General features: G+C 70.4%; 17 protein-coding genes. 5 read left to right on the forward strand and 12 right to left on the reverse strand.

Features of this window, described 5'->3' with window-relative positions; translation table 11 throughout:
- Positions 1-75: 75 nt before the first annotated feature.
- The 3 genes from ACZ4FV_RS11375 (at position 76) to ACZ4FV_RS11385 (ending at position 4,250) form a co-directional block, all read left to right on the forward strand.
- Positions 76-939, forward strand: coding sequence for an SDR family oxidoreductase (locus ACZ4FV_RS11375; protein ID WP_465322532.1), 864 nt, complete (start codon positions 76-78; stop codon positions 937-939).
- A gap of 476 nt (positions 940-1,415) precedes the next feature.
- Complete coding sequence (locus tag ACZ4FV_RS11380; RefSeq protein WP_465322533.1) at positions 1,416-2,195, forward strand: NAD(P)-binding domain-containing protein; 780 nt, start codon at positions 1,416-1,418, stop codon at positions 2,193-2,195.
- A gap of 546 nt (positions 2,196-2,741) precedes the next feature.
- The gene (locus tag ACZ4FV_RS11385; protein ID WP_402235411.1) at positions 2,742-4,250 is read left to right on the forward strand and encodes a DUF4246 domain-containing protein; all 1,509 of its coding nucleotides are present in this window, start codon (positions 2,742-2,744) and stop codon (positions 4,248-4,250) included.
- A gap of 199 nt (positions 4,251-4,449) precedes the next feature.
- Here the strand turns inward: ACZ4FV_RS11385 and ACZ4FV_RS11390 are convergent, their stop codons facing one another.
- Both ACZ4FV_RS11390 and ACZ4FV_RS11395 read right to left on the reverse strand, forming a co-directional pair.
- A complete protein-coding gene (locus ACZ4FV_RS11390; protein ID WP_395868773.1) occupies positions 4,450-5,022 on the reverse strand; it encodes a dihydrofolate reductase family protein in 573 nt (190 codons plus the stop codon).
- A 573-nt stretch (positions 5,023-5,595) separates the two neighbouring features.
- Positions 5,596-5,778 carry a hypothetical protein gene (locus ACZ4FV_RS11395; protein ID WP_395868775.1) on the reverse strand — a complete coding sequence of 61 codons (183 nt, stop codon included), beginning with the start codon at positions 5,776-5,778 and terminating at the stop codon, positions 5,596-5,598.
- A 6-nt stretch (positions 5,779-5,784) separates the two neighbouring features.
- Here ACZ4FV_RS11395 and ACZ4FV_RS11400 point away from each other — a divergent pair, with 6 nt between their 5' ends.
- Complete coding sequence (locus ACZ4FV_RS11400; RefSeq protein WP_465322554.1) at positions 5,785-6,264, forward strand: hypothetical protein; 480 nt, start codon at positions 5,785-5,787, stop codon at positions 6,262-6,264.
- A gap of 263 nt (positions 6,265-6,527) precedes the next feature.
- On the opposite strand, the gene ACZ4FV_RS11405 is transcribed toward ACZ4FV_RS11400, so the two are convergent.
- The 3 genes from ACZ4FV_RS11405 to ACZ4FV_RS11415 form a co-directional block, all read right to left on the reverse strand.
- Entirely contained in the window at positions 6,528-6,995 is a 468-nt protein-coding gene (locus ACZ4FV_RS11405; RefSeq protein WP_465322534.1) for a VOC family protein, read from the reverse strand.
- A gap of 577 nt (positions 6,996-7,572) precedes the next feature.
- Positions 7,573-8,868 carry an MFS transporter gene (locus ACZ4FV_RS11410; protein WP_465322535.1) on the reverse strand — a complete coding sequence of 432 codons (1,296 nt, stop codon included), beginning with the start codon at positions 8,866-8,868 and terminating at the stop codon, positions 7,573-7,575.
- Complete coding sequence (locus ACZ4FV_RS11415; protein WP_465322536.1) at positions 8,865-9,404, reverse strand: ArsR/SmtB family transcription factor; 540 nt, start codon at positions 9,402-9,404, stop codon at positions 8,865-8,867. Before ACZ4FV_RS11415 ends, ACZ4FV_RS11410 begins: the two co-directional genes overlap by 4 nt.
- A 503-nt stretch (positions 9,405-9,907) precedes the next feature.
- Between ACZ4FV_RS11415 and ACZ4FV_RS11420 the strand changes: the two genes are divergently transcribed.
- Positions 9,908-10,711, forward strand: a complete 804-nt coding sequence (locus tag ACZ4FV_RS11420) for a hypothetical protein (RefSeq protein WP_465322537.1) — start codon at positions 9,908-9,910, stop codon at positions 10,709-10,711.
- Between the two features lie 322 nt (positions 10,712-11,033).
- Here the strand turns inward: ACZ4FV_RS11420 and ACZ4FV_RS11425 are convergent, their stop codons facing one another.
- The 7 genes from ACZ4FV_RS11425 to ACZ4FV_RS11455 all read right to left on the reverse strand — a co-directional run bounded on the left by ACZ4FV_RS11425 (position 11,034) and on the right by ACZ4FV_RS11455 (position 20,110).
- Positions 11,034-13,199, reverse strand: a complete 2,166-nt coding sequence (locus ACZ4FV_RS11425; protein WP_402235399.1) for an MMPL family transporter — start codon at positions 13,197-13,199, stop codon at positions 11,034-11,036.
- Positions 13,200-13,315: 116 nt separating this feature from the next.
- Positions 13,316-14,239: an RNA polymerase sigma factor SigJ gene (gene sigJ / locus ACZ4FV_RS11430; protein ID WP_395868789.1), complete on the reverse strand. Its 924-nt coding sequence runs from the start codon at positions 14,237-14,239 to the stop codon at positions 13,316-13,318.
- Positions 14,240-14,694: 455 nt separating this feature from the next.
- A complete protein-coding gene (locus tag ACZ4FV_RS11435) occupies positions 14,695-15,390 on the reverse strand; it encodes a hypothetical protein (RefSeq protein ID WP_402235397.1) in 696 nt (231 codons plus the stop codon).
- Positions 15,387-15,629 (reverse strand): hypothetical protein, encoded by a 243-nt coding sequence (locus ACZ4FV_RS11440; protein ID WP_402235394.1) that lies wholly within the window; start codon positions 15,627-15,629, stop codon positions 15,387-15,389. The genes ACZ4FV_RS11435 and ACZ4FV_RS11440 overlap by 4 nt, the downstream gene beginning before the upstream one ends.
- Positions 15,630-16,224: 595 nt before the next feature.
- Positions 16,225-16,944 carry a hypothetical protein gene (locus ACZ4FV_RS11445; protein WP_395868793.1) on the reverse strand — a complete coding sequence of 240 codons (720 nt, stop codon included), beginning with the start codon at positions 16,942-16,944 and terminating at the stop codon, positions 16,225-16,227.
- On the reverse strand, positions 16,941-18,134 hold the full coding sequence (locus ACZ4FV_RS11450; RefSeq protein WP_402235392.1) for an FAD-dependent monooxygenase: 1,194 nt from the start codon (positions 18,132-18,134) through the stop codon (positions 16,941-16,943). The genes ACZ4FV_RS11445 and ACZ4FV_RS11450 overlap by 4 nt, the downstream gene beginning before the upstream one ends.
- Complete coding sequence (locus tag ACZ4FV_RS11455; protein WP_402235389.1) at positions 18,131-20,110, reverse strand: LodA/GoxA family CTQ-dependent oxidase; 1,980 nt, start codon at positions 20,108-20,110, stop codon at positions 18,131-18,133. Before ACZ4FV_RS11455 ends, ACZ4FV_RS11450 begins: the two co-directional genes overlap by 4 nt.
- Positions 20,111-20,217 lie beyond the last annotated feature (107 nt).

Genomic DNA, 20,217 nt, shown 5'->3' on the forward strand with positions numbered 1-20,217 from the left:
CCCGTCCCGTTCTACGGTCGTGGAAGACCCCGTGACCGGCCTCCTGCGAGAGGCCTTGCCTCCAGGAGCGTTGCCATGCCCACAGACCTGCCCATTGCGGTGACCGGAGCGACCGGGACGGTCGGACGAGCCCTTGTTGCGGCCCTTCTGGACGGCGGGCATCGGGTACGGGCGCTGGTGCGGGACCCGGAGACCTCGCGGTTCGCCGACGCCGACGGACTGGAACTCGTCCGTGCCGACCTGACCGATCCGTCCACGGTGGCCGCAGCCGCGCGTGGGTGCGAAGCAGTTTTTCTGGTCTGGCCGTTCGTGAAGGCGGACGGTGCCGAGGAGGCCGTGGCGGCACTGGTTGAGGCCGGGATCCGCCGCATCGCCTACTTGTCCTCCGTGGTTGCGGACGACGATCCGTCGCGACCCGATGGTGCGGTCGAGAAGCTCGTCGAACAAGCGGTGCCGGACTGGACGTTCCTGCGCCCGCACGGCTTCATGGCCAACGCCTGGCACTGGATGGCCGACCTGCGCGCCGGCGGAAGCGTGCAGGCGGCCTACGGCGCCGCCGCGACGGCCCCGATCCACGAAGCCGACCTCGCGGCAGTGGCGGCACTGGCATTGACCGAGCCGCACCACAGCGGACGCCGCTACGTCCTGACCGGCCCTGCGGTGATCACCCAGGCCGAACAGCTCGCCGCCCTCGCGGAGGCAACAGGACTTCCGCTGTCCTGGGAGGAGCTCTCCCCCGCCGCGGCACGCGAACGCATGCGGGCCGCGGGCCGGCCCCCACAGGTGGTCGACAAGGTCCTGGACTATCAGGCGCGGCGAGTGCAGGTTCCCGAGGAAGTGCTGCCTACCCTGGCAGAGTTGACCGGCCGCCCAGGCCGCACCTTCGCCACTTGGGCCGCCGACCACACCCCAGCCCTCCGCGCCGCGCTCAAGGGCTGACGGGTGACGGGTGACGGGTGAGGGGTGACGTCGACCGTCGGCGATCGACCGGGCCGGCACGACGCCCCGAAGGAAGCAAGGCCGATCGGATCGGGAGCGTGGTGGAAGCGGCCGTGACGCTGCCCGGGCTCCCCCGGACGGTGTACATGTGGCGCCCCCGGCCGGCCCGCACCGGCGGTGACGGCGGACGGCAAACGGCGGACGGCGGACGGCGGCTCCATCGCGGCCACCGGAGACGTGCGACGCTCCACGACCCGCCGCACCCGCCCGACACCTCCGGCGCGACCGGACTGCCGTCGGAGCTGGGCTGTGCCGGGATGATTGCCTGCCTGGCGGGCGTCGTCGCGGTCACAATGCTGTGGAGAAGACCGCGACCGACGTGACATCGGCTCCGTTCGATTTGGCACGCGAGGAACCGATGGCGTTCGTCGCGACCGTACAGACCGCACCAACACAGGTCACGACCACAGCGCACCATGGAGGAAGACACAGTGCAGCGCATCGGCATCATCGGAGTGGGCGAGATCGGCCGGGCCATCGTCGAGGGCCTGCGCGACGGGGGCGATGCGTCGCCGGACGTCTTCCTTTCTCCGCGAGGGGCCCGCACCGCAGCCGAACTGTCCGAACGCTTCGAAGGCGTCCATGTGTGCGCCGACAACCAGGAGGTGCTGGACCGCTCCGAGCTGGTGATCATCGCCGTACGCCGCCAAGACCACCACGAGGCGCTCGCCGGGCTGAAGGTGGACGACGACAGGACCGTGGTCAACCTGATGGCCGGCGTCGCCACCGACGACCTGCGCCGAACCCTCGTCACCGGCGCCCCGATCGTCCGCGCCATCCCGCTGCCCGCCGTGCGCGAGCGCCGCTCCGTCACCGTGACCTGCCCCTCGCACCCGCTGGTGGACTCTCTCTTCGACCAGCTGGGCGGAGCGCTCCCCGTCGCGGACGAGGACGCTTTCAACGCCTTCTCCGCACTGACCGGGACGCTCACCGCCCACTACGCCTACCTCGCCACACTCACCGCGTGGGCCACCGGCCACGGCATCGCCGCCGACGCCGCCGACCGGTACGTGCGCGGCCTCTTCCGGAACGTCGGCCGCTCCCTGGGCGACGAGAGCCGCCCTCTGCACCAACTCGCCGCCGACCACGAGACGCCCAAGGGGAGCAACGAGCGCATCCGCACCACCTGGTTCGATCCGGCCAACGCCGCAGCCCTCGAGAAGGCCCTGGACGACCTCCTCGCCGATCTGAAGTAAGAGCATCCGGCTGGGACATGCGTCCGGACCGAAAGCGGCGACTCCCCCACACGCCTCTCGCCAACGGTCGATCGCGAGAATCGGCCCGCTCCGCCACCGACGACGAGGCGGTCGGGACCCCGGGTGGCGGGAGCGCCCCAACCGGACGGCCGACCGAGGGCCTCGTACAGGAGTACGACGCGTTCCCGGTCGGTTTCCGGCACCGAGGACGCGGACGCGTGACAGGCCGCGATCGCCGCCTGCAGGCCGTACGAGCGCCTCCGCCGGCGCCTCCTGTGCGACGTCCTCGGCGAGTTCGAAGTCGGCGATGTAGCGGGCCGGCGCGCTGACGATCCGCGCGGACTCGATCCGCCGGACGGCCTCGGTGGCCCGCCGAGCCGACTCGGCGCTCGGCGGGCCCCCGGTCCCGTCGTGCGTCGGAGACGGCCGGTCCGCTCGCGCCACGACTGCTCCCCGATGATCCAGGCGATGACAGGGCCACAGGCGGTGTCGCTCTGCTGAAGTATCCTTCCCGCCACCGCACACCGACTGGGAGGATCAAGAGAATTGACCGGCCTGTCTGCTTTCCCGCTGCCCTTTCATGCTTCCCGTTCCATATCGTTCGCGACACCCCGAACGCTGCGGGAACTTCAGATGATGCAGTGCAGCGCACACATCCGGGCGAAGCCGGGGTGGTTCGCCAAGATGAACGATGCCGACATCGTCGCCAGGTGGACGCAGGAAGCGGTCGCCCAGGGCCTCACCGAAGCACAGGTTCGTTACGTGCTTGCCGAACTCCTGCACTACGCCGCGTTGCGGGACGAACGAACCGGCGTCGAGGTGTCCGCCGTCGACGGGGTGTGGCAGTCGGACACGCTGATCGACGACAAGCTCCGATCCCGGCTGCGCGAGGCGGTTCGGGCTCTGGAACAGGTCCCCGAAGCAGAACAGGACTGGCATCCCGGATCCGACGGCCAGGTACTGGATCTGGTCCATCCCTCACTGTTCTGCCTGGTGAGAGGGGTGAGCGAGGCGCCCGAGCGGGCTTGGCAGAACCCGACGAGCCGCTACTCGAAGTACGAGGTCTCGGAGAAATTCCAGTGGCTACCCACGGACGTCGACGTCAGTGACGACGGCGATGTCGCCTTCCGTTCGTACGTCAACAACGTCCACCCCGACACTCATCGTGAACTGGCCGCCGTACTACCGGACTTGTTGGCTCGCCTGCGCCCGCTGCTGGAGAACGTACTCACCGATCTGCGCCATCCGCGACCCCTGCGGATCGAGGCCGATCCCTACGGGTGGTACGACTCGGAGCCGGAGCCTCCGGACGAGTCCTCCTACAGTGATGAGGACGCCTACGACGAAGCCGTTCACGCATGGGAAGCGGCTCAGGACGACTGGTGGGAAAACCGCCGTCCGGTCGTCCCGGACGCCCCGGCCTTCACCCCTCCCCGGTTGCCCGATGAATCCGCCCGAGTCGACCTGCGCGGCCGCCGTCTCCAGGTCATCGTCAAGCTCGCCACCATTCATCTCACCCCGGACAAGCCCGAATACCCGGGCGGTTCCTGGCATGTCGAGGGAATGATGAACGAGCGGATCGTCTCTACCGCCATCTACTACTGGGACAGCGAGAACATCACCGAAAGCAGGCTGAGCTTCCGGGCGGCTCTCGACGACCCGCGCTACGAACAGAACGACGACAACGGCGTGCGTGACGTCTACGGCTTGGAGGACGAAGACGCACTGAACCAGATGCTGGGATTCGCATCGACCCCAGCGGGCCGCTGTCTGGCGTTCCCCAACATCCTGCAACACCGCGTCGGCTCATTCCGGCTCACGGATCCCACCCGCCCGGGATATCGCAAAATTCTCGCGTTCTTCCTGGTCGACCCGTCGCAAAGGATCGTCTCGACATCCGATGTGCCGCCGCAACAACCATGGTCCGACACCTCGACCATGACGCTCGAACAGGCCAGGAACCACCGCGAACAACTCATGCAGGAACGCAAGTTCTTCGTCGACGAACACAACGAGCAGATCTACGAACGACAATTCTCCCTCTGCGAGCACTGAACCTTTCCGTCCGGAATGGGTGACCACCGGGGAGGGCCGGTAGGCGTCCGGGCCCGGCACCCTCGCGCCGACCGGCAGCGGCACGTCACGACCGGCAGACGGCGAGGCGTCGCCGACCGCGGTCCGTCGGCGGGCATTTCGGTGACGCCGGTCCCGGAACGCCCGCCCGGCGCCCGGGTCGCACGCCGCGGGAGCGTGGTCAGCGGACGACGTCGAAGACGTTCTTCTGCAGACCGTTGGCGTACGCCTCGTGCTCGACCAGCTTCAGCTTCTGGGTGTCCTTGTCCGTGGCGCTGAACAGGCGCTTGCCCGCGCCGAGCAGGAGCGGGAACACGAGCAGGTGGTAGCGGTCGATCAGGCCCGCGTCCGACAGGGCCTGGTTCAAGGTGGCGCTGCCGTGCACGATGATCGGTCCGCCGTCGGTCTCCTTGAGCGCGGCGACGTCCTCAAGGGAGCGCAGGATCGTGGTCTCGCCCCAGTTCGACACCAGGTCGCCCTCGGACAGCGTGGTGGAGACGACGTACTTCGGCATCACCTTGTAGTCGGCGAAGTCCTCCATGTCCGGCCACACCGCGCTGAACGCCTGATAGCTGACCCGGCCCAGCATCATCGCCGCGGCCTCCTGCTGCTCACGGCCCTTGATCTCGAACGCCTCGGGAAGGAACTCGATGTCCTTGAAGGTCCATCCGGAGTTGCGGTAGCCGGGCTCGCCGCCCGGGGCCTCCACGACGCCGTCGAGCGAGATGAACGCCGTGCTGATCAAAGTGCGCATCGAGGGTTCCTTGGTGTCTCGTGCCGGTTCTCGGCGGGTTCGGTCGGTGCGTGCTCATGTCGCGGCGCACCGGTCATCATCTTGGACTGTGGTCCGCGGGGAAACTCATCGGCGCCCACCCAATCTCTCCATGCGCCCGGCGGCGGACGACGTGCGCGGGGTACGGGCCTTCGACGCCACCCCGGCCCGGACGCGGCAGCCGCTGTGCGATTCGGGGATGGTGAGGGACGAGCGGATGGGCGTATGGATGATCGGTCGAGTGTGCGTCCGACTCCACGTCGGCCTATCACCAGTGGGACCGTACCGGGTGACGACCGCGCGGCGCTTGCGTGAATAGCGGCGATCACCTCGTGTCGTGACATGACCCGCCGGCGAACTCTCGTTGTCCCAACAGGGAACTCTCGCTGCGAGGCGATGTTGGTTTCGTCCTATGGTCTCCGACCCCGAGGTCGGCAACACCAAGGCCGGGGCCGCGGCCTCGACGCTTCCGCAGTGGACCGGCCAGGTCGAGGCGATGTCCGAGGTCGACGGCGCGTCGCTGACCATCTCGACCGGCGACCTGACTGTCACCGACTACGTACGCTCGCCGTCGGCCCGTCGAGCGCCGACCACTCCGTCGACGCCGGACAGGCGCAGGGGCGTGGCACCGTCTGGACCACGGATCCGGCCGCGCTGCTCGACCACCGTGCCGCGCTGCCCGTGGCGCTGCTCGTCGCCGCGATCGTGGGCGCCTTCCATGCCTGCGCGCCGGGTCACGGGAAGATGCTTGCGGCAGGTTTCCTCCTCGGCGGTCGGTCCCGAGCGCGACATGCGCTGTGGCTGGGCGTCATCGTCGCGACCATGCACACCGCGTCGGTGGCCGCGCTCGCCGTCGGGTGGTGGCTCGCCGCCGCCGAGAGCGCCCCGGACGTCGCCGCACTGACGAGCCGGCTTCAACTGATCGCCGCGCTGGTCGTGGTCGGCGTGGGAGTGAACCTTCTCCGACGCCACCGGTCCACCCTCACCCACCGACACGGCCACGATCACACGCACGGGCACGGCCACAGCCACAGCCACAAGGACGGACACGGCCACGGCCACACGCACGGGCACGGGCACAGTCATGTCGTCTCCACCGCGTCGCTGCTCACCAGGCGCGGCCTCGTGCCGCTCGGCACATCCGGCGGCCTGCCGCCCTCGCCCTCCGCGTTCCTCGTGCTGTCAGCGGGCTGCTCACCGGCCGATTCGGTGTCGCGCTCCTGATGGTGGCGGTCTTCGGCGTCGGTATGGCGCTGACTCTCACCGGCGTCGGGCCGGCCGTACTACGGGGACGCGACGCGCTACTGGCTCAGGCATCCAAGTCGGCGAAGCTGCGCGCATGGACCCTGCGACTGCCGGTTGCCGCAGCCTCGGCCGTCGCGGCCGGTGGTGCCGTGGCCTCCGCGATGCGGCGGGGCACGTCCTGGCCCCGTGACGTGCGGCGATCTTCACCGGCCCGCGCTCGCACCGCGCGTGCACGCCGTGGATCAGTCGCCGCTCTGCATGGCTTCCTCGGCCCGTTTCGCCATTTCGTCCTCGGGGACGTCCTCGACGTGCGAGGCGACGCTCCAGCGGTGGCCGAAGGGGTCCTCGAACTGGCCGGCTCGGTCGCCGTAGAACTCGTTCTTCACCGCCCGGAGTTCCGTGGCGCCGTTGGCGAGGGCACTCGCGAAGACCGCGTCGACGTCCTCGACGTACACGTGCAGGGTCACCGGCGTGCCACCCACCGCCTTCGGGCTGCGGAAGCCCATGTCCGGGTACTCGTCCGCGAGCATGACGATCGAGTTGCCGAGTTGGAGTTCGGCGTGGCCGATCTTGCTACCGGGCGCGGGCATCCTCATGCGCTCGGTCGCGCCGAGGACGGAGACGTAGAAGTCGATCGCGGCCGCTGCTCCGTCGACGCAGAGGTAGGGCGTAACGCGCGGGTAGTCCTCGGGCACAGGTTTGACGCTCACGGTTCCCGCCTATCCAATCAATGGTAGATGGCCGACAGTTCGGCACGACAGTCGACCCGGGCAAGGTGTCATGCCGGGTATAGCCGACATATCGGATCAGCCTGACATGCGGCACGGCAACGTGTGGCCAGGCACGCCGTGTGCCGAACCTTCATTCATCGATTGCCCCCGAAGGCCGCCATCGTGGCCGCACACGCCCTCCACCGGCAGTCGCGACGGCGAGGGACGCCATCCACCCGCCACCCGCCAGCCACCGACGGCCGGACATGGCCCGGTCACAGGTCTACTCGACCAGTAGGGGCGGCATCATCCTGATGGCCGAATCCCCCGCCGACGCCCTGGGCCCGGACGGCATCAGGGTCAACGAGAAGTTCGCGAACCGCTACAAGGAGCCGCGACCCAGGCCACCGCCTCGCGATGTGCGTCTTCGCCGTCCGGCCCCGGTAACGCGCCGCGCACACACCCGCGCCCGCGCGGGGAACTTCGGGCGCTTTCAGACGGACCCCGAGGCCCATCCGTCCGGAGTCGCACTCGGGTGCGTCCTCGGATCCGGCCGACGCCGACTTCCGCGAATGCGTCACGACAGTTCGGGCGCAGCTTCCCGGACGGGATCCGCGGATTCGGGGTGGCCCGGACCGCCGGCCGATGCGGCGTCACGCAGCGCCGCCTCGACCCGGCGGTTGCCGGTCATGGTCGCCGTGACGGCGGTCATGGCGAGCAGGAGGCCGGCGGCGGCGTAGAGCGGGGTGCGTATGTCGTACGCGGTGGCCAGCCAGCCGCCGAGGAAGGCGCCGAACGGGGCCGCGCACATGCCGAGCATGCGGGAGGTGGAGGCGACCCGGCCCATCAGGTGAGCGGGGACGATCGCCTGCCGAAGGGACGGCCCGAGCACCATCGTGGCGCCCATGCCCGCCCCGCAGACGGCGAGTGCGAGCCCGGCCACGTACGGATTCGGGGCGGCGGCAAGCCCCAGGATGGCAAGCCCCTCCACCGCTGCCGTGCAGGTCAGCGCGGTGCCGGTGCCGAGTCGCCGGCCGAGGAAGGAGGCGATCGCGGCACCGAGCAGACCGCCGGTGGCCTCTGCCGTCAGGAGCAGGCCGTAGCCGAACGTGTCGATGCCGAGACGCTCGTGCGCGAAGAGGGCGAGTACGGTCTCCACGGCGAGGAAGGCGACGTTCCCGACCGCCGGACGAAGCGCGAGTCCGAGCAGCAACCGGTCCCGGAAGACGTACGAGGCCCCGGCCCGCGCCTGTCGAAGCAGCGACTCGCGGGCCTGCGGTACGGGCCGCGGCACGGCGGGCAGCGACCGAACGAGCAGTGCGGAGAGCGCGAACGACACCGCGTCGGCGACCAGCGGAACCGCCCGCCCGAGTGCGAGCAGCGCACTGCCCGCGGGCGGCCCCGCGAAGCCGGACGCAGCGGTCTGGGCGCCGCGCAGGCGGGAGTTGGCACGCTCCAGCAGTACGGGGTCGCGGCCGAGCAGATCCGGCAGGTAGGCCGTGGCGGCCGTGTCGAAGAAGAGTCCGCCGAGGCCGAGCAGGAAGGCGACGGCCGCGAGCAACGGAACGCTCAGCACGTCCAGCATGGCCGCCGCCACCGGTATCGCGAGCAGCACCGCACGCGCCGCGTCCGCGACCCACATCGTGCGCCGACGGTCCCAGCGGTCCACCAGCGCACCGCCGAGCACCCCGAAGAGCAGCCACGGCAGCGTCCCGGCGGCCGTGACGACGGCGAGCGCCATCGGATCCCGCGTCAACGTCAACGCGAGCAGCGGCAGCGCGGCGTGCATCACCCCGTCACCGAGCGAGGACACCGTCTGCGCGGTCCACAGCCGTCCGAACCCCGTCGGCAACTTCCCAACATCCGAGGTCACTTGGCATCGCCCTCGGCTTGCTCGCGCGGCGCCGGCCGGAACAGCGCGAAGGCGAGCGACACGTCCGGCAGCGACGGATCGGACAGCTCCCGATACTCGTCCGCCAGTGCCTGCAGCCGCGCCCCCAGCTCCGCGAACTGCTCACCGGTGAGCCGCAGATGCGCCATCCGTACATGCCGCTCGGCATCCACCGGTGCCGCCTCCAGGTCCGCCACCACATGCCGCATCAGCACATCCGGCTGCCCCGCCCCCGGATCCGGCAGCACGATCGCCTGCGCGGCCATCGCGTAGTACCGCTCGGTGACCCCCCGCACCTTCCGCGTCCGCACCACCTTCACCAGGCCGGCCCGCTCGAGCAGCCGCACGTGATAGCTGGAACTCCCCTTCGCGAGGCCCACCCGCGCGGCGATCTGCGTGATCGTCGCCGGCTCGAAGCGGAGCACGGCCATGATCCGGCGGCGCGTGAGATTGGAGACGGCACGCAGCTGCTCCTCGGTGGTGACGTGAAGCGACTCGGGAAGATCATCGGCAGGCATGCGCCCAATGGTCAACGATTCTTGACCATTGGGCAAGGGGATTCCGTACGGTCCTTCGGAATCCCCCGTCCGACGCCGAGCCCCAACGGAACGGCCCTCGGTGATCACGCCGTCATGGACCCCACCCATCCGAGCGGCTGCGCGCCTGCCGGTAGTCGATGCCCGGCCATCCCACTCGGCGAAGTCCCAGTCGTGTTCGGTGCCGTGGACGAGTTCGTGGAGGCCCGAGCGGAAGAAGCTCGGAAGGCCGCGGGCGCGCGGGGGCTTTCCCACCGCATTTGCAGTCCCGATTGCGCGAGGATGCGCCCACGCGCGTGCCCGCGTAGGACAATTTCCTCACCCGGAGCACACACCGGTACCCGCGGAATCGAAAAGGCACCCGCACATCCGCTTCAGTGCACCACCGCAGGTCGGAGGGTAACTCTCCCGACTCTCCACTGCGACACACGTATCGTCGGACAAACCCTGCTCCCGGCACACCGCCCACAGAAAGACGGAAACTCATGCCCTCCGCGCGTAAACGATTGACCGCGGCGGCGGTGGCCCCGCTGCTGCTGTTCGCCGTCGGCTGTTCCGACGACTCCGGCAACTCCGGCAACAACGCGGACGGCAAGAGCGGTTCGCCGACGACCAGTGCCACGACCGGATCCTCCAACACCAGTGCCCCCGGTTCCCCGCAGGCGTCCGGGTCCGGCACCCCCGCGCCGTCCGGCAGCGGCACGTCACGACCGTCGGATGGCAAGGGCTCACCGGCCAAGACGCTCAACGCGGCGCAGCTCAGGGCGGCATTCGTGGTCGCCGCCGACCTCCCGTCCACCGGCTGGCGGGTTACGACGCCGGAGGTCGAGGAGCCGGACGTGTCGACCGTCGACAAGCCTGCCTGCCAGCCCATCATGGACCTGATGGGCGGAGGCGGCGCGACCCATGCCTCCGTCGCACACATCAGCGGCGAGCTGACCCCGCCGGGCGCGGCGAAGTCGCAGTACGCGTTCTCCCTCGCCTCGTATCAACCGGGCGCGGCCGAGAAGCTGTTGAAGGACGCCAAGGCGGCTCTCCCCTCATGCGGCACCTTCCGCTACGGCACACCGTCGCTGACGTACCACGTAACGCCGTTGCCGACCCCGAACGTCGGTGACGAAAGCATCGCCTTCAAGGTCTCTTCCGACTTCGGCCTCAGCGCCAGGATGACCACGACCCGCGCCGGTTACGTCATCGTGCAGGGCGCCTCGCAAAACGCCGACCAGGAGCTGCCACCGGGCGTCCACAAGGCACAAACCGACAAGGTCACGGCGGCACAGCGCGGTTGAGACGTCGTCTCGTTCGGAGTACCGGCGGTGGCGGACGAGTGCAGCGACAGGCGCGCCCGGGTCACCATCGCCACCGCGCCCGGCCATCGGTGGTCCCCGACGGCCGGCGACGCCGACCAGGGTCGAACCACCCCCGGACGCCGTGTCGCCGGCCGATCGCGTCGGCGCCCGCCGGCCCGGGACGGGACGCGGACGCGTTGGGCCCGGAGCTTGCGCCGCGCTACGCGTACGCCGACGCCCGGCACTTGGTGTCGGCCGCGACGGCCCACGCCCGGTTGGCCGACCTCGACGCGGCTCCGGCGGGGGTACACCGCCTCGACCGTCAGCCGCGCTCCACCTCGACGCGAGGCAGCAGCCGATCCAGCCACGCCGGCATCCACCAGGCCCAGCGGCCGAGGAGTTGCATCATCGCCGGTACGACAAGGCACCGGATGACCACCGCGTCCACGAAGATGGCCACCGCCATGCCGAACCCGATCTGCTGGAGCATCCGCTCCGGACTGAGCATGAAGGCACCGAAGACGGCGACCATGATGGCCCCGGCCGCGGTGATCACCGAGCCGGTGTGGGCGAGGCCCTCCCGGACCGCGAACGCGCTGTCACGGGTCCGGGTCCACTCTTCGCGGATGCGCGAGACCAGAAAGATCTCGTAGTCCATCGACAGCCCGAACACGATCGCGAAGATGGTCACCGGGATGTATGCCTCGACCGGACCGGGTTCGATGCCGAACATGCCACGCTGGAACACCAACGCGATGGCCCCCAGGGCGGCCCCGATGCTCAGCAGGTTCAGCAACGCCGCCTTGATCGGGATCAACACCGAACGGAACACCACCATCAGCAACAGCACCGACAGGCCGACCACGATCGCGACGAACAGCGGCATCCGTCGGGCCACCTTGTCGGCATAGTCCTCGGTCACCGCGGTGGCTCCGCCCACCAGGTACCGCGCCCCCGTCTGCGTGGACAGGCCCGGCAGCACGTCGTCTCGCAGCGTCGAGACCAGCTCCGAGGTCCGTTCGTCCTGCGGCGCCGAAACCGGATGCACGATCACGGTGGCGACCGCGCCGTCGCGGGTGACCATCGGCGTTCCCGCGGCCCGCACCCCCGGGGTCTCGCCCAGTACCCGGCGCGCGGTCGCGCCCGCCTGCTCCGCACCGGCGTTCCCGCCGTCCACCACGACGATCAACGGACCGTTGAAACCGGGACCGAACCCCTGCGCGAGCAGATCGTAGGCGCGGCGGCTCGTGGTGTCCGGCGCGTCGTTGCCCGCGTCGGCGAACCCCAGTCGCAAGGTCAGCGCCGGCGCGGCAAGTGCGCCGAGCCCGAGCACGCCGACCAGCAGGGCCACCATCGGCCGTCGCTGCACCGCGTTCGCGATCGCGCGCCACATCGCGCCTTCGGGCCTGCGGCCACGCGCGGCGCGCTTGGCCGCCCGTACCGTGAACTGCCGCGCGAAGCGCTCCCCGAACACACCGAGCAGGGCGGGCAGCAGGGTGAGCGCCGCGAGCATGGTCACCAAGACCGTCAACGCCACACACAACGCCATGCCCTGCAACGACCCCAGGCCCAGGGCGACCAGCCCCAGCAGGGCGAGGATGACCGTACAGCCGGCGAAGAACACGGTCCGACCCGCGGCTTCGAGCGCCGTCTTGGTGGCCGGCTCCGGCGCTACGCCGCGCACCAGTTCGGCGCGGTAGCGGACGAAGATCAGCAACGCGTAGTCGATCCCGACGCCCAACCCGACGAGCATCATCACGTACGGCGTGTAGTCGGCGATCGTGAACAGCCGCGACGCCAGGATGATCACGCCCAGGGTGGAGCCGACCGCGAACAGCGCGGTCACGATGGGCAGTCCGGCGGCGATGACCGTCCCGAACATCAGCACCAGGACCACCAGCGCCGCCAGGAGGCCCACTCCCTCGGCCGCACCACCCTGCCCCTGACCCATCAACCGCGCTGCACCACCGCCCAGTTCGACCCGGAGCCCATCCCCCGCGACTCGCCGCGCGACGTCGTCGACGCGCTCGCCGTCGGCTTTGGTCACCTGGTCCGAAGGCGTGCTCAGAATCACCGTCGCATACCCGATCGTGCCGTCGGGGGCGATCGACGCGGGATCGTCATAGAGACCGAATACGGCTGCCACATTCGGGAGTTCGGCCACCTCGGCCAACATGCCGCGGACCCGCTCGGCGGTCGCCGGAGCCCGCAGACCGCGCTCGTCGCGCAGGACGATCTGTACGCTCTCGCCCGCCTGCTCGGAACCGTGCGCCGCGAGCAGGTCGGCCGCGCGTTGCGAGTCGGTGCCCGAGAGGGAGAAATCCTGGCGGTAGTCCTCACCCACGAACGAGGCGGCGCCCCAGACTCCGATGAGCACGGCAAGCCACAGCACGAGCGCGAGCCGGCTGCGACGCAAGGCCAGGCCGGCGATTCGGGCGAATATGCCCTCTCTGGGCGTTACTTCTGTTGTCTCTTCGGTGATGGTCATGATCTCTCCGGTCTCTCCCGGTCTCTGCGGCTCTCCGGCTCTCCGGCTCTCCGGGCGTGCGAAAGCAGCCCACGGGCGAGCCGTGGGGTCGATCTGTGCTGGGGTCGATGCGGGGATCAGTCCGGCGGAGGTGGAACGGACGCCAGTTTGTGCGGGTTGCGGACCACGTCGATGGCCGTGATCCGTCCCGCGTCCACCGTGAAGGCGGCCACCGAGAGCACGCCGTCCATGCCGCGCAGCAGCAGGCCGGGCGAGCCGTTGACGTCGGTGGGCCGCACCTCGTCGAGCGGATGCCGGGTGAAGTCGAGCATCAGCCCGGCCACCTTCTCGGCTCCGCGCACGGCGTGACGCAATGCCGTGACCACGCCGCCGCCGTCGCCTCGGCACACCACATCGGGGTCGAGCAACGTCACCAGCCCCTTCAGATCGCCCTCCCGGCACGCGGCCAGGAACGCGGCCACCAACTCCCGCTGTTCGGCCGCGGTGGGCGGAAAGCGTGGTCGGGCGGTCGCCACGTCCCGGCGAGCGCGCGAGGCGAGTTGGCGTACGGCGGCCGGGGTACGGCCGACCACGTCCGCGATGTCGTCGAAGGGCAGCCCGAAGACGTCGTGTAGCAGGAACGCGGTGCGCTGTGCGGGGGAAAGCTGCTCCAGGACGACCAACAAGGCCATACTCACCGACTCGTCGAGGGTGACGCGGTCCGCGGGATCGAGCGCCTCGGGCCGAGCGACCAACGGTTCCGGCAGCCACGTCCCGACGTACCGCTCCCGCCGCGCGCGAGCGCTGCCGAGCGCGTCCAAGGCCAGTCGGCCGACCGTGGTGATCAGCCATGCGCCCAGGTCGCGGATCGCCGCCGGGTCCGCGATGCCGCGCAGCCGGAACCAGGCCTCCTGGACGCAGTCCTCGGCCTCGCTCATCGACCCGAGCGTCATGTACGCCACCCGCAGCAACCGAGGGCGATGCGCCTCGAATTCGAGCGCGAGCGTGTCCTCGCCGGCCGGGTGCCCCGCCCCCTGTCCGTCGCCGAACCACGCGCTCATACCTGCGGCTCCACCGTCGACCGCGTCTCGAGCGAGCCGGCACGGCGTGCAACGTCCGCATGCTCGGCGACGGCCGGCCGTCTCGAACGCGCGGTCCGGTCGAGCGCATCGGTCGGCGGTACCGGCAGCGCCGTCGCCCACCGCCCGCTACTCCCGCGTCCGTGCACGCATCGGGCCGGTTCGCCCGTGTGGGCGATGTCGGTGACATCGGCGAAGGCCCCGACCGGCTCCGGCATCGCGACGGTTCGCGCCGGGATCGGACGACCCTGGGAAGATCCTCGACCGGGCGCACGCACCCCACCACCGCACGGACGTGGTTCGTCGATCATGCGGCGGCCTGTGCGCCCGTTTCCCCTGGCAACTGCGATTCTCATGCCCTCCAGACGACGCAGGTCCAAGGAGTGTGACATCGGCTCCGGAGACGACTCTTGGAACCGTCCGAATCCCAGTGGTGATCAAATCTCGTGGTGTTGACGCGGGAGGTAGGGGCTGAAGTGGTCTGCGACTGTCTCTGCGATCGCAGCGGCATCGCGGGAACCGTCGACTTCGATCACGCGGATGCCGAGTTGATGGGCGGTGTGGACTGCGTCCTTGGCAACGAGGTGATCCCGGGCGAGGCGGTTGGCCTGGGCTCGGACCGGATCGCTGACGCGGTGCCCGAGCGAGGCGGCTCGGGGAAGTTCTCGGAGTTGGTGTCGGCGGAACTCCGGCGTGGGCACCATGACGACCATCCGACGCGGTGAGTCGATGATGGGTGCGACGAGTTCGGGACGCAGTCCCCAGCCCTCGGCGATGATCGGGTGGCCCGAGACGAGTGCGCGCAGGTCGTCCAGGGCCCACTCGAACCGGTACGGGAAGCCGGCCAGGGTTTCGGTGGCCATCTCTTCCGGAGCGGAGTGGACCCACACCTTGTCCGGGTCGGGCTCGGTGGCGGGCTCTCCGAGGCTCAGGCGACGGGCGATCCGGCGATCGTTGTGACCGCGAGCGTCGTGGTAGTCGTAGTGATAGACGGTGACGCGGTACCGGACGGCCAGGAGCCGGGCCACTGTCGACTTTCCGGCCCATTGGCCGCCGCCGATCCACAATGCTCGGTGCAACGTCCCCAAGGGGTCCGGGACTTCGCTGCCCGCAAGGGAGCCATGGCTGGTCATCTGCTGTCCTCCTGCGTTGAGGTGCGGCGGCTGACTTCGGCTGCGTAGGTGACCCGGTCACCCGCGAAGAGACGTTGCCAGGCGAACGGCCACGTCGGTGCGGATACCCGAGGTGCGGGCGAGTATCGGCGGGAATTCCCGGTGGCGAGCTGCGAGAGCGCGGTGCCGCGAGCCTGCTCGGGCCGAATCCCGAGCCGGTCGAGCCGCACGTCGTTGACCACCGCCTCCACGCGCCTCACCGCGGGTCGTGGAGCCTCGTCTTCCGGTTGTGGGCATCGGGACGGTGGCCGTTGGCGGACGTCGTCGAGTTGGCCCGGGTCGAGGGTATCGGCGACGGCAAGGCCCCGTCATCGTCACCGAACTCGGCCATCCGGCGGAGACGTTGAACATCCCATCGACCGGCGTCGCGCCCCCGGAATCTGACACGGCAACACGGATACGACCTGCTGCGGGTGTTCGGGCGCGTGGGCCACACCACCCGCCTGGGCCAGGCGTTCGCCGCGGACGGGCGGATCGAGAAGCCCTGTGTGGAGGCGCCGGGCCGGGAGACCGCAGCCGGGCGGGATCGATACGTCAGCTGGGCGGGGTCAAGACGTCCCGTCCCGGGGGACGCGAACGCGCGGCTTGGCCGGGCCGGGAACCGGCCATACGCGCGGCCGCGAAGGCGGAGGGTGGACCGACGCGGCCCCGTCGGTTTTCGCCGGCGGGGCCGCGTCGGAGGTCGGTGGTTCTACGGCGACGACATGGCGAGCCGCCACCAAGTCGCCGACGACCCGGCAGCCCGCCATGCGCGACGACGAGCCGAACGGGCGCTGCGGCGCTCGATGTTCGTTGTTACGTGTTGAGGCTGGTGTGGTTCCACCAGCCTTGGCGCCCGGCGGTGAAGGTGACCTCGCGGGTCCCGATCAGGCCCTCGTAGGGCTTGCCCTTGACCAGGGGGCTCGTGTTGACCACGCCTTTCGGGTCCTTGATGGCGGGGATGGTGACGGCGGCGGCGTGGTCGAGGTCGCTCTGCTGGAACCCTGCGGGCTGCGTGGTGGTGATGACCTCGTCCCAGTTCGGCGAGGCGGCGAGCTGGTGGGCCAGGTGGATCTCGGATCCCTCGCCGAAGGCGAGGTAGGTGAGGTTTTCGGGGTAGCCGGTGGCGTCGAGCGGCTTGTAGTGGACGACGTCCTGCTTGCGGCAGGTGGCGGTGGTCTCGTCGAGGATCTTGGTGAAGGTGCGATTGCCGGAGCTGTCCACGGTCACCCGCTCGAGTTCCACGGGCAGCGAGTCGCGGGTGCCGTCGACGATCTCCTTGAGAGGCCAATGGCCCTCGGAGAACAGGGAGTAGTACACCCGCTGGTCCTCGTGGTTCGCGAGGTCGTCGAGGTACTTCTTCCGCAGGCCCCCGTCCAGGCCGAACTTGTTGATCATCTGGAAGGCGTGGACGGGGACACGGTAGAGCGCGAGGTGGTAGGCGAAGATCGTCCCGGTGCCGATGAGCAGGAACCGGTGGCCGTGGCGGGGGGCGGCGTCGGCGTCGGACACGGAGATGACGTCGGTGGTGGTCATGCGGGCACTCCTGGGGGTGGGATCGGATCGGGTCGGGTGTTCGCTCGGCCGTCGACGGGATCCGTCGGGCCGGCGGTGTGGCGGCGGTGCCAGAAGGCGTGCCGGGGCCATCGGTGTTCGAGGCCGTAGAAGGTGCGCCGGTTGCGCAGGTGGACGCCGGTGATCGTGTCGAGTTCGGCGGCGTAGCGGGTGAGGGCGGTGCGGTCGCCGCCGAGGTGGTCGTGGACCGCCTGGCCGGCCCGCATGCCGGTGTACAGGGCGGTGATGATGCCCTGCGACGACAGCGGGTCGAAGGCGGCGGCGGCGTCGCCGGCGGCGACCCAGCCGTCGCCGTGGACGGCGTCCAGGCGGACGGTGTGGGCGGGCGCGCGCCGTACAGCGGCGGCCGGCCACGGGTGCGCGGACACCCGGGCGCCGGTGTGGCGGGTGCGGGCCACGTCGGTGAGCAGGCCGGTATCGCCCGTCCGGGCGCCCGGCAGGTCCGCGTCGGTGTACCGGGCGAGCAGCCGGTGGCCGGCGGGCAGCAGCGCCGTGTACCACCAGCCGTCCGGCGATGCCTCCACGAGGGTCGAGGCGTCGGGGGTGGGCGTGGTCGATGGGGGCAGGGTCAGGCAGAGCGCGACCAGCCGGTCGTGGACCACCCGGCGGGCGCCGGCCGCGGTGGCCAGGCCCGCTCGGCGGCCGGTGGCGTCGACCAACCAGCGGCAGCGCACGGTGCGGCGCCGGCCGGGGCCGCGCAGCTCAACGCTCCAAGTGCCGTCGCCGGAGCGGCCGGCGGGCCGGGCCGTGGTGTGGTCGGCCACTTCGCTGCCGAGGAGGCGGGCGCGCTCGCGCAGTTCCCGGTCGAAGCGGCCGCGGTCGAGGTGCCAGCCGTGGCCGTGCGGGTCCAGGATGGTGTCCTGGGCGGCGAGGTCGTCCGAGCCCCAGGCCGACAGGTTCGCGTAGCAGGGCAGATGGTGGCGTTCGTCGAGGACGTCCTGCGTGCCGAGGTCGCGAAGCAGGACCCGGGCGGCGGCCGGTAGCGCCTCGCCGACGGGCGGCGGTCCGGTGGCGGCGTCCGCGAGCAGGACGGTGCGGCCCGCGCGGCCCAGTGCCAGGGCGGCTGCGGCGCCCGCCGGGCCGCCGCCGGCGACCACCACGTCGTACACGGTCGCGGTGGCCGCCGGACGATCGGTGTGGTCCACCGTCACGAACGGCTCTCGTGGCGGCCGGCGCCGTTGGCGGCGTCCTCCCCGAAGGGGTCGAGCTTGTCGATGTAGCCGACGGTGATGTTCTCGGGGGCGAGGCCGATGTGCTCGGCGAGGGCGGACAGCGCCGCACCCTGGGCGTCGGCGGCAGCGGTCTGCGGTACATGCAGGGTGACCAGATTCCGCTCGTCCGGCACCCCTTCGAGGGCGAAGCCGGGCACGGACTCGACCTGGACGTGTTGCGGGTACTTGTTGTCGCCGACGGTGTAGCGGCGGGTCTCCACCACGCCGAAGTGGTGCCACTCCGCGGCGGCCTGCTTCAACTGCTCCTTGTAGGTGCCGTGCAGACCGCGCAGCCAGGAGGCCCGATTGTTGAACGCCGCCTCGCGCTCGTCCTCCGAGGGGGTCGGGCCGCCCTCCTTGTTCACGATCCGGAAGTCGCGCTCGGTCAGCACGTGGTTGGGCACCCGGGCGGGCCAGAAGGTCGGCAGGTGAGGGTCGTACCGGGGGCCCAGGCCGGCGGTGGACTCGTAGCCCGAGCGGCAACTGGCGGTGTCCGTCTGCCAGGGGATGGCCATCCACCGGGTCAGGCCGCCCGGGCCCTGCGCGTGTAGCGGGCCGTCGGCGGCCAGCGCCTTCTCGGGAGTGAGTTCCGCGCCGTAGTCGGGCTCCGCCTGTCCCTCGGCGCGGTGCAGGATGCGGAACGGTTCGGCGAACATCGTCGCGTGCCGAATCGGCCAGGTGATCTCGCAGCCGGGGTGGAAGGCGTCGGCGAGGCAGAAGTCGAGAGCGGCGCGGTCCAGGAGCCCGGGCTGATCGGCGAGGGATGCCTTCTCCAGGTGGCTGGGGAAGCCGCTCCAGGGGGTGTCGACGAATTCGCCGTTGGACCACTTGAGCAGCATGTCCATCTGGAGGGCCGACAGGGTCATGTACTGCCGCGGTGACTTGGGGCGGCTGGCCATGCCGTCGCCGTAGAACCACGGCCAGGTCATCGGCGCGAGTCCGTCCCGCTCGTAGTTGCGCATGGCGGTGTACACCTGGCGGCGCAGCTCGCGGTAGGTGTTGCCCGGCTTGGAGAGGCGCCGCAGCACCTCGGTGGTGGTGAAGTCCTCCGGGCCGGCGAATCCGAAGTGGGTGGCGAAGCCCTTGTTGACCCACTGCAGGTCGCCGAAGCGCCGCAGGAGGGGCTCGATGTGCTGTTTGAAGGACACCTGGACGGGGCGGGGCAGTTTGCCCTTGTTGACGAAGACGTCGAGGAGCAGGTCGTAGACGGTGCGCACGGTCTTGATATCCGGTGCGTAGTTGGGCGGGCCCACCACGACCCAGGCGGGCTTGACCTCGATGGGGCGGCCGTCCAGGGTGAGCGTGGCGGTGACCGGGCCGTCCGAGATGTCGTCGTACCAGCCGTCGTTGTTGCCGAACGAGTGCAGTTCCTCGTTGTTCTTCGCGCCGGACCGGCCGGAGCCGCCGAGCACCACGAGCCGGCCGCGCTCGTCGGTGTGCATCCGGCCCAGCGGGACGGCGATGCCCTGGAACGCGCCGCCGGTGAACTCCACGCTCTGGCCGGTGCCGGCGCGCAGGGTCTTGCGGCCGGGATCGATGACCAGGCTGCGACGATCGATGCCCTTGTTGCGCCTCGGCGTGCTGTGGCCCTGCATGTCGGGGATGTCGAGGGCGAGGCTGAACTCGTACCAGGCGGCCTTCTGGTTCGCGACGTGGACGCCCCACTCGATCGCGACTCCGGCGTCGGTGGCCGTCAGTTCGCGTACGACGTTGCCGGCGCTGTCGTAGCCGTAGAGGCGGAAACGGGCCGCCTGGCGCTTGAAGGCACCGGTGTCGTCCTTGAGGGAGCCGGCCGGCATCGGATCCGGGTCCGGTGTCTCGGGGCCGTAGTACCAGCCGTCGTCGCGGGTGCTGTTGCCCACCCGGGCCACTCCGATCGCGGGGTGGATCTTCGCGTAGGCGATGTCGTTACTCATGGTGGTTGCGGGTTCCTTCCGAGATGGTGAAGGTCGCAGGGTCGTCGTGGCGCACCGGCGGGTGAGCGGGTGACGAGGCGGCGGGCCGGGCTGGATGCGGCAGTTCG

Source organism: Embleya sp. NPDC025285, from assembly GCF_055558835.1.

Coding starts and splice junctions, on each gene's coding strand:
- ACZ4FV_RS11445 (WP_395868793.1), bottom strand. CDS start 16,944: ATGACCACCACCGACGTCATCTCCGTGTCCGACGCCGACGCCGCCCCC.
- ACZ4FV_RS11390 (WP_395868773.1), bottom strand. CDS start 5,022: ATGCGCACTTTGATCAGCACGGCGTTCATCTCGCTCGACGGCGTCGTG.
- ACZ4FV_RS11455 (WP_402235389.1), bottom strand. CDS start 20,110: ATGAGTAACGACATCGCCTACGCGAAGATCCACCCCGCGATCGGAGTG.
- sigJ (WP_395868789.1), bottom strand. CDS start 14,239: ATGAGCGCGTGGTTCGGCGACGGACAGGGGGCGGGGCACCCGGCCGGC.
- ACZ4FV_RS11415 (WP_465322536.1), bottom strand. CDS start 9,404: ATGCCTGCCGATGATCTTCCCGAGTCGCTTCACGTCACCACCGAGGAG.
- ACZ4FV_RS11420 (WP_465322537.1), top strand. CDS start 9,908: ATGCCCTCCGCGCGTAAACGATTGACCGCGGCGGCGGTGGCCCCGCTG.
- ACZ4FV_RS11400 (WP_465322554.1), top strand. CDS start 5,785: ATGCTTGCGGCAGGTTTCCTCCTCGGCGGTCGGTCCCGAGCGCGACAT.
- ACZ4FV_RS11380 (WP_465322533.1), top strand. CDS start 1,416: ATGGAGGAAGACACAGTGCAGCGCATCGGCATCATCGGAGTGGGCGAG.
- ACZ4FV_RS11425 (WP_402235399.1), bottom strand. CDS start 13,199: ATGACCATCACCGAAGAGACAACAGAAGTAACGCCCAGAGAGGGCATA.
- ACZ4FV_RS11435 (WP_402235397.1), bottom strand. CDS start 15,390: ATGACCAGCCATGGCTCCCTTGCGGGCAGCGAAGTCCCGGACCCCTTG.
- ACZ4FV_RS11375 (WP_465322532.1), top strand. CDS start 76: ATGCCCACAGACCTGCCCATTGCGGTGACCGGAGCGACCGGGACGGTC.